At 48.0% G+C, this 13,436-nt stretch carries 1 protein-coding gene; it reads right to left on the reverse strand.

The features are described from left to right. Positions 1 to 13,386 carry an SDR family NAD(P)-dependent oxidoreductase gene (locus MKX30_RS04615; protein ID WP_341062485.1) on the reverse strand — a complete coding sequence of 4,462 codons (13,386 nt, stop codon included), beginning with the start codon at positions 13,384 to 13,386 and terminating at the stop codon, positions 1 to 3. Positions 13,387 to 13,436 lie beyond the last annotated feature (50 nt).

The following is a 13,436-nucleotide window of genomic DNA, read 5'->3' on the forward strand; positions in this document are numbered from 1 at the left end:
TCATTTACGTATACATATATTGAGGATTTCACTGGCAGCCTCATCAACAGACAGGGTATCGTTCATCATTTCATCCAAGAGTCTGCCGCACAATATATCATCAAAGTCTACATCGCTCTCACCTTGCGAAAATAATACATAGGCTTTTACTTGATCCTTGCTTTCAGAAGTCCAGTAATGCTCTTTAGCAAAAGGGTAGGTAGGCAGGCTGATACGGTGAGGCATCTTCCCTGTGTAAAGTTTTTTCCAATTCAAATTTATCCCTTTGGCCCACAGCTCCAAAAGCTTGGTATATTTCTTTTTGGAAATCCAAAGATCGATCATTTGTTGCAAGTCTTCGTCCCCCGAAAAAATAGACAACGATTCTCTGTTACGTTTAGCCTGTCCTCTATACAGGTTGAGCATGTTATGGCGTCCATCCACAAAACTCTTTAATTTTTCCTCAAGCTCTGCGGTAGATTCCACAAGTATGGCTAAACGCTCCTCCATCGCTTCGCGCCCCACCTGAAGCGTGTAAGCAATATCCGATAGGCTTGCGGAGAATAGCTGCTCCTGAAGAGCATTCAGCAGCTGCCGTCCCTTTTCCTTAAGCTGCTCCTTGCTCTTGGCTGACAACACGATCATGACAGGTCCCTGAGAAGCGGATTCTGCTCCAGACTGTTCCTGATACTCGGGAATATACTCTTCAATCACGATATGGGCGTTTGCCCCGCCTGCACCAAAAGACGATATTCCAGCCCGTCTTGGATATTCTTTTGTGATTCCATCGGTTGTAATTACCGGTCTCTTCCATTCCTCCAGGCTTTGCTGAACGATAAATGGAGTATTGTTGAAATTAATTTCAGGGTTCAACTTCCTTGAATGTAAGGATGGTACTAGCTGGCTGTGCTTTAGCTGCAACAATATTTTAGTCACTCCTGCAATGCCTGCTGCACTCTCACAATGGCCTATATTGGATTTGACCGCCCCTATGGCGCAGAACTGCTTATCCTTTGTGAATTTTTCGAAAGCCCTTGTCAGTCCTGCAATTTCAATAGGATCTCCCAGAGCTGTACCGGTTCCGTGGGCTTCAATATAACTAACTGTCCTTGCATCGACATCCGCACGCTGGAGCGCTTCTTCAATCAACCAGGATTGAGCTTGAGGGCTAGGTACTGTATAACCGCTGGTTTTACCTGAAGCATTAAGCATGCTCCCTTTGATTACTCCATAAATATGGTCGCCATCTGCAATGGCCTTCTCCAACGGCTTCAACACGATCGCGCCGACACCTTCTCCGTCGACGAATCCATCTGCCTGATCTCCGAATGACTTACATTCACCCGTTTTAGAAAGCATCGTCATAGCCGACAGCTTGATATAGTGGATAGGGTCTACAATCAAGTTGACTCCCCCGGCAATGGCACACTCGCTTGTACCGCTATACAGGCTTTCCAAAGCCAAATGGATCGCCGTCAATGAGGAAGAGCAAGCGGTATCTAAGGACATACTCGGACCTTGGAAATCCAAATGATAGGAAACCCGATTCGAGATGGAATTATATTGAGGTCCCAAACCGTAATTCCCGTTCATAACGCCTGCAAATACACCGACTCTTCTACTCTCACAAAGATTGGCAGGGGTATACCCAGCATCCTCTATGCTTGCATATGCTGCTTCCAGGAAAAGTCTTTCCTGCGGATCCATTGTTTCGGCTTCTGCGGGAGAAATCTTAAAAAATAGCGGATCGAATAAATCAATGCCTTCGATAAAACCGCCCGATTTCGTATAGATTGTGCCCCTTTTCCCTTTTTCTTGGTCAAAGTAGGTCTTCCAATCCCAACGGTCTTTCGGAATTTCAGTTATGCAATTTTTACCTTCTCTTAGATTATTCCAATATTCCTCTATATCACGAGCTCCCGGATAGCGTCCTGACATCCCAACAATCGCAACATCCCTAATTTTGGAGGATCGTGTCGTTGGCTTTTCCTTTGTGCTGTCAGAAGGCTTAAGGAAACGCCCTCCCCGGTCAAACTTCATTGGGACAGTAGCGAGTAATTGTGAAGCAGGGACCTCTTCAACTCTGGAAGTCTCTTCGGTCAACTCCTGTTCCTTCATTCCTACCAGCTTCTTCAACGAGTCCTTTTGCGTTTGAAGAAGGTATGCTACTAGATCATCTATGGTGTTGTACTCAAAAAACAGCGTGCTGGCAAAATCCTCGATGACTTCACGCAAAACATTTGTGATTTGCACAACCAATATCGAGTCGATTCCATACTCTTCCAGGGCAACCGTTGAGTCGATACTTCCCGGTTCCATTTTTAGCGTCTCACCAAGCAAATGTTTAAAGTACGCCGTACTTTTTTCACGCAGCACATGTTCTACCTCTATTTTGGGTTGAGTTCGTTGCTTCACTGATACCGTTTCTACGGTTCTTTTCTCTATCAATATTGATCTTCGTTTGTGCTGTCGCTTTTGCCGAACCAAGCCATCGCTTTGGGCTGCAACAATCTGCTGGCCCCAATCATGCGCCTCTTGCGCCGGGAAGAACGCTGCATGGAAACCTTCTTTGTCCAGTACGGTTTCCCATATTTGAGGGTGAAGCCCTGGGCATCCAGGAATACGCCATTCCGGATCCTCATACGCCCACCAGCCATCTAGCAATCCGAAGGTAAGGTGGGTAAACACGCTACTACCTGTGATTTCATTGAGCAGGAGCAAGCCGTTGCTTTTCAAAACCGCTTTAGCATTACGTAACGCCTGGCGGATGTCTTTTGCGGTATGAAGTACATTAGCGGCAATGACAATATCATATTTACCCGTCTCAACACCTTGCCCAGCAATAGGTTCTTCAACATTAAAAATCTGGTAGCTGAGATACGGATTATGCGGCCCATACTCTTTTTCCGCGTGCATCAAAAAGGCTTTGGAAATATCGGTATAGCAATATTCCTGAATGTGTTTGCGGTATGGGCGCAATTTCAGGAATAGCGTGGCACTGGTCCCTCCGGTGCCCGCGCCGATTTCCAGAATTCTGATTTCCGCAGCGGCGTCGGCCATAATCCTCTCCTGGATATAAGCGGCAGTAGTATCGGCAAGTACTTCATTAAAGTAGTCCACCACCAGATTGTTCTTATAAATTCCTTCCACTAGTTCCATTGAGGAATTGGGAAAGATGACTTCAGTCGCAGGCGATTTTCCGGTAAGCACTTCCGGTAAAGCCCGTAGCGTTGTCTCAACCAAATTAACCCTTGCTCTCATCTGCGGATATTGTAGCCATGTACGCTTGCGCTCTTCCCATTCCTGCCAGACATCATCTCGATCCGTCAAGCTGGAGTTTCTACCTGATAGGTCGTTATCCATCTGTGCCAAAATCTCCATGCTCTCTTTCAGCCATTTGCCATATAGCTCAGGTAGTCCGAGTTTATTTTTGAACTCGTCGACAGACTGACGATCTGTCCCTGATAACCCCATGGACAAGAGCTGCTCCCGCAACAACCTGCTTAGGAGATGTTCCATCTCCCTTTCCTGGAGGTCGCCCATATCGTCTGCAGCATAGTTTTCGATAAAATGGCTTCTTGATTGTATTGCTGTAGCAATATTTTCCTGAATATCCCTGAGATTCGGATCCGAATTAGGCGGGTAGAGATCAATCTCTTCCGTCGGATTAGTCCCTTCCATCTCCAGATGTCTTGTTGTTTTCATAAGCCCCATTTGGTCTATCGGTGAGGCAAGAAGCGTCTCAAGCGCCTCCATCCCCTCCTGCGGGTCAATGAGCCCAACACCTATTTGCGCCAGTCTGGAGTAATTTTCTACCTCCTGCCCTCCATTTTGAGAGGCATTGTTTTCGCCGCTCCCCCAGTATCCCCAGTTCATGACCTTCACTGGACAACGCCATTCCTGCGAAAGACGATGCGCAAACGCGTCTTTAAAGGTACTTCCGGCAGCATAGCTACTTTGTCCCGGATTCTTTACATAGGTAATCATGGAAGAGAAGAACAATACGAAATCCAACGGCTCATTTTGGAAGACCTGAGCCATGCGTACACTTACATCAACCTTTGCTGAAAGCCCTGACCGGAGCTCTTCCTCCGTCAAATCTTCCAAGCCCTTCTCCAAAAATGAAATGGCTGAGTGGACCACTCCGTTTATGTTGGAGTACCGCTGTTTTATTTCCTCATATGCCCGCTGCAGCTCCCTTTCGTCTGCTACATCCGCCGTGATATAGCATGGAACAGGTCCCAGGCCTTCAAATCCGTCCAGTTTGGCCTGGATAGAGGCATCCTTTTGCCTTCTGCCTAGCCACACCATCTGGGCCTGGTAGGTACAGGCCATATACTTGCTCCAAGCCTCTCCGATAGTGCCGGCACCCCCGATGACCACATAGACGCCTCCGGTTTTGTATAGCGTCTGTCCTTTTAAACCTGAAGTCTGTTTGAATGGGACCAAGTGCTGCCGGTACCACTGCCCATTTCTGTAAACCCACATCCTTCCTTGTCGGTCCGAAGGCAGCGTAAACATATCGGATAGCGGCCAGTCATCATCGGATTGCAGGTCAAGGATACGGATTTTCCAGTTCGGATATTCTTTGGCCATGGTGCCTACCAGCCCATGAAGACTTGCGTGAGTCGGGTTGACTGTATCGTTCTGATCCATCGGCTGAGCTTGATTGGTTATCGTTGTCCAGCCTAGCTTTTTCGTCCCGTATCCCAATAAAAGCATCGCTTTGACCATTCTAAAGAAGAGAAGGACTCCCTGCTCCTGTTCCTTGATCAAGGACTCGGCAGTCACCGATTCGACGGAAACACAGGGTGCAATCCACAGGATATGGTCAACGGCTCCATATTCTTCTACCTTTGAGGCAACTGTTTCAATGGAATCGTGCGCTTGAAGCTCCAAGAAATGCGCCCTAGGATAATACTCCCGGATGGCCTGTCTGTCTTTGTCAGTACCACCTGCAATGACCAATCGGTCTGTCGGTGACGGGGAAACGACATCTTTTTTTACAGCAGCAGGGTCCCATTTCGGGATGAGCATTACGGATCCTACAAGCGGGTCGGCGGCACTTTCTCCTGCCGCTGCGCCTTGTGCATTTTCAATGCCGACTTCTCCGTCCAGCGCCCGGGTGGATAATCCTGTTATTCTGACGCAAATAGTTCCTTCCTCATCACACAAGTCAATATTAAGCTTCTGTACCTTGTCTTCTTTCTTGCTGCCCTCGCTGTATTGAATCAACGACCACATGTTCGGGGTGCATGCCCCATAAATCTCAATCTCTTGGAGGGCAAACGGCATATGAGGCGTAGCTGGTACAGCGCTACCCGGCAACCCTCCGTTTTCTTGGCCCATAATTAGCCCGATGGATGCATGCAAGGCCGAATCCAGCAAGCTGGGGTGAAGAACCAAGCTGTCCGCCATATTAGAAATGAAGGAAGGCAATGCCAGCTTGGCTAGTACCCTGCCCGGATGTGTATATACCTTCTCCACACATCTGTATGCCGGGCCATAATCCATTCCCATTTCCTCGAAGATTTCATAACATTGCGATCCGTTAAACCTGTGTTGACCAAAATCTGCCTGTAACGCCTTAAGGTTTAGTGTCGGTTTTTGCTCTACGCAAACCTGCACCGCATCACCTTGGCTATGCACGGTATGCCCTCTTTCGCTTCCTACTTGCCCGCTATACACTTCAAAGCTGATTTTTCCGGTGTCTTCCAGAGAGAGCCTGGTGTGTACAGGAACTGGCTGGTTGTCCACCACAATGGGCCGAATCCAGTTTACATTTTTCAAACGGATTCCTGTTGTGCTGTTGTCCATATCTCCTGTGGAACGTTCTACAGCCGCCCGTACCATCTCAAGATAGGCTACGCCAGGCAGAACCTTTTGGCCTTTCACAACATGATCCTTGAGGAAAAATTCCTCGCCTGTAAACGTTGAACTGAACCGCTGCTCCAGAAAGTCTGAAGTGTTCTGATGCAGTAAAGGTGTCAAAAAGGATGATTGGGACGAAGCGGCTTCTGTTATTGCGGCGCTCTTTTCCTCATGTACGGGTATCCAATAGCTTTCTCTGGCAAAAGGATAGGTTGGCAGACTCATCCTGCGAGGCTTCACATCCTCATAAAGCTTGTTCCAATCCAAAATCAGTCCCGTAACCCAAAGTTCAGCGAGCTTTCCATACTTCCCTTTGTCCACCCATGCATCAATCATTTTAGCCATATCTTCATCGACTTCCTGAGTGACAAGCCCTCCTCTATTACGCTTTACCTGTCCTCTATACAGTTCTTCTACGCCTTCCTTTTTTTGTAGGAAGCCTTCCAATTTCCAGTCAAGCTCTTGGATGGATTTTGCAATGATCGCCAGACGTTCGTCCATCGCTTCTCGCCCGATTTGCAGCGTGTAGGCGATATCTGAGAGACTTGTATGCGGGTCATTCAGTTCTCTGAGTGCAGACAGCAATCTTTGCACCTGCTCGTCCAGCCTTTCCTTATTTTTGGCCGACAACACGACTATGACAGGATTCAGGGATGCAGGAGCAGCTTGCTGCTGACTAGCTTCTTCTGGAATATATTCTTCGATGACCACATGAGCGTTAGAGCCCCCAGCACCAAAGGCCGATACTCCTGCTGCCCTTGGGTATTCTCTGGTTTCACCGTTGATGGCAACTACAGGCCTTTTCCACTCTTCTAATTCTTGCTGAACTTTAAAGGGACTATCGCTGAAGTCGATATTGGGATTTAAGGTACTTGCATGTAGCGAAGGCACGATTTGTTTATATTTCAACTGCATAAGCACCTTTGTCACCGCGGCGATACCAGCAGCACTCTCACAATGCCCGATATTAGACTTCGCCGACCCGATTGAACAGAACTGCTTATCGCCGGTATATTTCCGGAAGGCCTTCTGTAAGCCTGCAATTTCAATCGGGTCTCCCAGTGGAGTTCCTGTTCCATGGGCTTCTATATAGCTGATGGTTCTGGGGTTGATTCCTGCCTCCTTAATTGCCTGACCAATCACACGGGCCTGTGCATTGGGGTTAGGTACGGTATAGCCGTTGGTTTTCCCCCCGTGGTTCACTGCAGTTCCTTTGATAACTCCATATATCCGGTCTCCGTCTGCTATGGCCTTGGCTAATGGCTTGAGCAGCAAAGCCCCGACTCCTTCTCCCGGTACATATCCGTCTCCCTGTCCGAAGCTTTCACATCTCCCATTGCTTGATGCAAAACTTCCCTGTCCCAACAATAGGTATTTGTTAGGATGGATGGAGACGTTGACCCCTCCTGCTACTGCCAGTTCGCATTCTCCATGCTGTAGTCCATGACAGGCCATATGAATTGATGTCAGTGACGAGGAGCACATGGTATCTACAGCGATACTTGGCCCTTGAAAATTACAAAAATACGATACCCGGTTGGCAACCGCCGAGGCATTCCCGAGAAGTCCAATCATCCTTCCCTTGGCTTGTTCCTGGGCTCCATAGAGTTGATACTCATGGTACATCACTCCGACGTAAACCCCGACATTGCCTTCTATGCCGCCAAGCTCCCGCTCTGCACAAAGGGTTTCTCTCGTATAACCTGCATCCTCTATCGTTTCATAAACGCATTCCAGGAATAAGCGCTCCTGCGGGTCCATCGTTTCCGCTTCCCTTGGCGAAATATTGAAAAACAACGGGTCAAACCAGTCCACTCCATCGATGAACCCTCCCCACTTGCTGTAGGTTTTTCCGGGCTTGCCTCTGTTTTCATTAAAGTACAGACTGTGATCCCAGCGTTCTTTAGGAATCTCTGTAATGCAATCCTTTCCATCCCTTAGGTTGTCCCAGAACTCTCGGATACCCAATGCTCCCGGATATCTCCCCGACACGCCGATAATTGCAATGTCTAATGCCTTCTTCTCCTGATGTGGTTGTATACCTGTCGGGAAAAGCCATGGACGCCTACGATTAGCCGATATCGAGGCTAAAGGCTCTATGGTTGCTTTTATAGGTACTTTCGGGCCTGCATCAGGAGCCGTATTCTTCTCTGTCGCTTCTACAGCATCAATCAGCCGACCGCGATACGATTCAAGGAAATAACCCGTCAATGACCGGAGATTCTGGTGTTCAAAAAATAATGTTTTCGGTAGTGAGCCGAAAGTCTTTTCCAATTCATTGGTAAGCTGCATAACCAGTATCGAGTCAATCCCATACCTGTCCATTGGTGCATTGACATCTATACTTTCAGCGGGCAGCTTGATCACGGTTGAAAGTACCGTTTTCAAATAACCCTCCGCTTTTTCCCTTAGCCATTCTTCTCCGATAAGCGATGCTCCCCCGCTTTCCATTACAGATCGGCCTGAGACATCAGTTTCCGAGAGCTGGCCTAGAATTGCCGCTTTAATCCTTTGGGGATACCCTTCGATCACCATAACCTGACTTCTGCCGGAAGACAGGCTTTGATACAAAGCTTTGATTCCATTCTCCGTTTGCATGGCAATCATGCCCAGGCCTTGCATCGCCCTTTCCGTTTCCAGGTCGACATGCATGCCTCCATCCTTCCACAGAGGCCAGTTTATCGACAGCGTTTGCCCCTGGCGCTGCTTTACTGTCACCAAAGCATTTCGATAGGAGGCATACGCATCCATAAAGCCATTAGCAGCGGAGTAGTCAACCTGCCCTACATTGCCAAGGCTTCCTGCGCCAGAAGAAAATAAGATAAAGAAGTCCAGAGGCAGGTCTCTGCTGGCCTGGTCCAGATTCATCACCCCTGAGACCTTCGGAATCAGCACTTCTCTAACCTCTTCTTTAGTCTTCTTGATGATGAAGTTGTCCCGAATCACTCCGGCTGTGTGCAAAATACCGTTAAGGCCGCCAAATTGCTCGACGATGCCATGAATTAACCCGGTAACCGATTCGTTGTGGCCCACATCTGCCTGTTGATACTCTATATGACCGCCCAGCGCTCTCAGTTCGCTTAACAGAGCCTTTTGGTCCGCAGAAAGTGATGACCGACCCACCAATACGACGGTGGAGTTTTTCACATTGCGCACAATGTCTCTGGCAAAAATAAGCCCCAGGCCACCTAAGCCACCAGTAATGAGATAGATCCCACCATCTCTCCACGGCAGGTCTGCATCTTCACGTAAGGCTTCAATTTCTTGCCACATTAAAGCCTGTCGTTTGTCCCCTTGGTACCGTATCCGTTCGTTATGCAGGCCACTCCGGTTCCCTTGTAGTTTCTCAATGATTCCTTCGACATTATCCTCTACATCAAGCTCAAGCAGCTGACCCATGACATTCGGATTTTCTTTTTGAGCGGTTTTCAGCATTGCAAAGAGCCCGGAATAAACCTGTTGGTCCTTCCGAGCGCGGGTTGCAAGCTGTATCAAAACTTTCTGTTTGGGGATGTCTAGCAGGATGCTTTGCAATTCTTCAAATATCTGAATGGTATAATCTTCAAACCGACTGTCCATATCCATGCTGGAGGACTGTAAAACAAGGCAGCGAGTACCATCCATGTGGGCTTCAATATCCTCCCCGGAGATACCATCCACTTCACACAGGATCACAACATGCTGGATATCTTCGTTAGCGTTCACCCCTGTGGTGACAGGTGTCTCCTGCCAGACAGGCTCAAGCATCAGTGTACCCATATCCTCAGTGATGCTGGCTTGCCCCACATCTCCTTCCAAAGCTCTGGATAAAAGTCCTTTGAGCTGCACGCAAATCTTTCCGGTCTCATCGCACAGATCAATATCCACCTTGCTTAATCCATTCGACGTCTCTTCACTCCCATCGTGAGAGATCCGGGCCCACATCACTGGAGTGCATTTTTCGGAAATCTTCAGTTCCTCCAAAGCAAAGGGTAACGCTGGCTTGCCTACAGGCAAATTTTCTTCCGAACCCATTACCAAGCCGATTGTGGCCTGCAAAGTTGAATCCATCAAAGCTGGATGCAGTACAAATTCAGTTTGAGTATGGAGTACAGAGGATGGTAGGGACAGCTTGGCCAGCACGTAATCCTTTTCTCGAAAGATTGCCTCAATGCCACGGTGTGCGGGTCCATAGTCTATCCCCATGGCTTTGAAAGCTTCATAGCATTGGCTTGAAGAAAGTGGTGTGCGGGTACAGTCTGCCCGTAAGACATTCAGGTCCAGATACTGTAGCTCGCCAGCCCTCTCCAGCACAGCCATTCCCTGACTGTGTATAATGCCCTCAGCGTCGGTTCCTTCCATCCCGCTGCATACTTCAAACGCAATCTCTCCATTGTCCTGGGGATATAGACTGATGAGTACCCTGACCGGTCCGTCTGCTACAACCACAGGCCGAGCCCATACGATATTTTTCAGCTGAATATGGGTCCCGCCTTCTACTACGGCCCCCACTGCCTCTTCTACAGCTGCTCGCACCATTTCGAGGTAAGCCACCCCGGGTAATGTTTGTTGACCCTTGATTCTGTGGTCTGACAGGAAAAATTCCCGGCCTGTAAAAGTAGAGCTATAACGTTGTCCGGAGAGATCGGAAATATTCTGATGCAATAAAGGATGAATTTGGGCAGTCATAGCCAGATTTACACTGCCTTGTCCAGTGTCTGTTTCGGATAACCAATAGCGTGCCCTTTCAAAAGGATAGGTCGGCAGACTGATTCGTCTGGGCTTGATATCTCCATAAAGTGCGTTCCATTCAATGCTTGCGCCATTGGCCCACAATTTGGCTACCTTATCAAGTCTTTTCTTCTCAGTCCAGGCCCGAACCAGGGTTCCGGTGTCTTCGTCCGAATCCAAGAGTTCGATTCCGCCACCTGGATAGTTCACACGGCCGATCAGCACTTTTTCCGACGAGTTTCCGTTAATAAAATGTTCAAGTTCATCTATCAGATTTTCTCTTGAATCCGTCAAAAACGCGAGACGCCAGTCCATGGCCTCTCTTCCCACTTGCAAGGTATAGGCCAGGTCCGTGAGATTAACGCTTTCGTGCAACTTAACAAAATTCATCATATCTGCTGCATAGGTTTTCAAGGATTGTTCACTTTTAGCGGACAGCACAAATAGTCCCGGGTTGTCTTTACCCACTGGGGGTAGATTCACCGCAGAGACTACAGGAACATATTCTTCAATAACCATATGAGCGTTAGTGCCGCTAAATCCGAAAGAACTTACGCCCGCACGCCGGGGTACTCCCGGTTCGGGCTCCCAGCTTTGCAGGCTGGTGTTAATATAGAACGGACTATCCTCCAGAGAAATATGCTCATTTAAGGATTCGAAATGAATGGTAGGCGGCAATTGGTGGTGCTTCATGGCCAGCAGCACTTTCATCACACTGGCCACTCCGGCCGCAGTCATCATATGACCCATATTGCTTTTCAGTGACCCCAATGCGCAATAGCCCTTCTTGCTTGTATAGGATCGGAATGATTCCGTAAGTCCCTCCACCTCGATAGGATCACCCAGCTTTGTTCCTGTTCCGTGGGCCTCTATCATGGAGATGGTTTCGGGATGAATGTTAAACCGTCGATATACGTCTTTTTCCAGCGAGATTTGTGAATTTACACTTGGGGCAGTTATTCCGTTGGTTTTTCCATCCTGGTTCATTCCCCATCCCCGAATAACTCCATATATGGAGTCCTTGTCTCTGACTGCATCAGAGAGCCGTTTTAATAAAATGACCCCAACTCCTTCTCCGGGGACAAACCCGTTTGCACGGGCATCAAAGGTAAAGCACCGTCCATCCTTGGACAGCATTCCTGCCTTGCTAGTCATAACATGCATCCCCGGACCAGCCATAATCATGACTCCGCCTGCCAAAGCAAGGTCACTTGTTTCTAAAAGGAGACTGTTGCAGGCTTCAGCAATAGCCACCAGAGAGGAAGAGCATGCGGTATCAATAGCCAAAGAAGGACCTTTCAAATTTAGCAGATACGAAATCCGAGCGGATAGAATTGAAGGCGACCCTCCCATAAGAACCTGCGCATTTAGCCCCTGCCCACTCATGGACCTCCCATAATCACTGGCTGCACAACCTACAAAAACACCGCAACGGCTCTCCGACAGTGAGGCTGGATTTAATCCAGCATCTTCAATGCATTTCCAGCTGCTTTCAAGAAATAGGCGCTGTTGAGGATCCATCATCTCTGCTTCTGCAGGGGATATATTAAAGAACAACGGGTCAAATTTATCTACATCCTCTAAAACACCCATCCATTTGCTATAGGTTTTTCCCTGAGCCTTGGGATCGGTATCGTAATATTCATCGATTGACCATCGCGTTGAAGGGATTTCCGATATACAATCCCTGCCCTGAGCCAGATTGTCCCAAAATTCAGCCAAAGTCCCTGATTCCGGGAATTGCCCTGCCATACCAATAATTGCGATAGACTCCTTATGTTCCTGACCGCGCGGCATATCTAGCATAGCTTTTTTAGAATCAGCATGCTTGACCGTTTTGTGGGAATCATTGCTATTCGGCAGCTGTCCATAGGCGAATTGAATCCGTTCTTTAACTTCTTGCTGATTCAGAAACGTTTTATCCTGCATTTTTATTTCTTTTTCAATAGTAGCCGCCAGCTTTTCTCTTATCGATTGGGCCATATGGTTTTTCAGCTCAATTAATGACTCCCTGGGAGACTCAGACAGTTTTCTTGCCAGCTGCATGGCGTGCGGCACCACTTCATTCCTCGGTACAACCGGAAAAGGAACCCCTTTGGTTTCCAGTTCCGAACCACTATATCTAGTACCTGTAAATAGAATTTCCTGTGCCATACTAACCCCGAATTTCTCAGGGAAAATCAGGGTCGAACCCGCTCCGGGAGTAAAGCCGTACTTCATAAAGTTAGTAGTATAGATGCTTTCCCGACTCATCACGATAAAATCGCAAAACATCCCCATGCACCAGCCAGCACCAATCCCATGTCCCTGCATAGCAGCGATGACGGGCAGCTTGCAATCCAAAGCAATCTTGTAAACATTGGTATCGCTATATTTCGCCTTTCCCTCATGGATAGCCAGCAACCCCTCTTGGGTGCCTCCTGTGGCAAAGTAGGTGTCATATCCCGTCAGAATCACAACTTTATAATTCTCGTTAGCCTGCACTGTCTCAAACGCCTGATTCAGGCCAATAATCAGTTCATCGGAAAATGTATTTTTGTGCACCGTGTCCTTCATTTTCAACAAGACAATCCCGTGCTCAAATTCCTGCAATTCAACCACAGACTGTACCTTCATTTGGGGGGCGCTTATCTCCTGCCCATCCTCCGACGTGTGGAAGCTGTCCAATGGTTGCAACGTGAAAGCCCGTCCTTCTGATAATTCCTGTGGACTGGCTTCCAATGATTCATCCGGGAGCTCGCCAATAAATTGAAGCAATTGTTTTTCAGCATCTTCATAATTGATTTCCCCTGCTTGCACCGCACGAAAAATATCTTTTGAATCCATAAACATGTCCTCCTAGCTGTATGAAATAGGACAAATATCATGTTGGCTGT

The sequence above is a fragment of the Paenibacillus sp. FSL P2-0173 genome, assembly GCF_038008045.1.
Classification (GTDB): Bacteria; Bacillota; Bacilli; order Paenibacillales; family Paenibacillaceae; genus Paenibacillus; species Paenibacillus polymyxa_B.

Excerpts from the sequence above, each read along its gene's own strand:
- MKX30_RS04615 (WP_341062485.1), bottom strand. The coding sequence starts at position 13,386 with ATGGATTCAAAAGATATTTTTCGTGCGGTGCAAGCAGGGGAAATCAAT.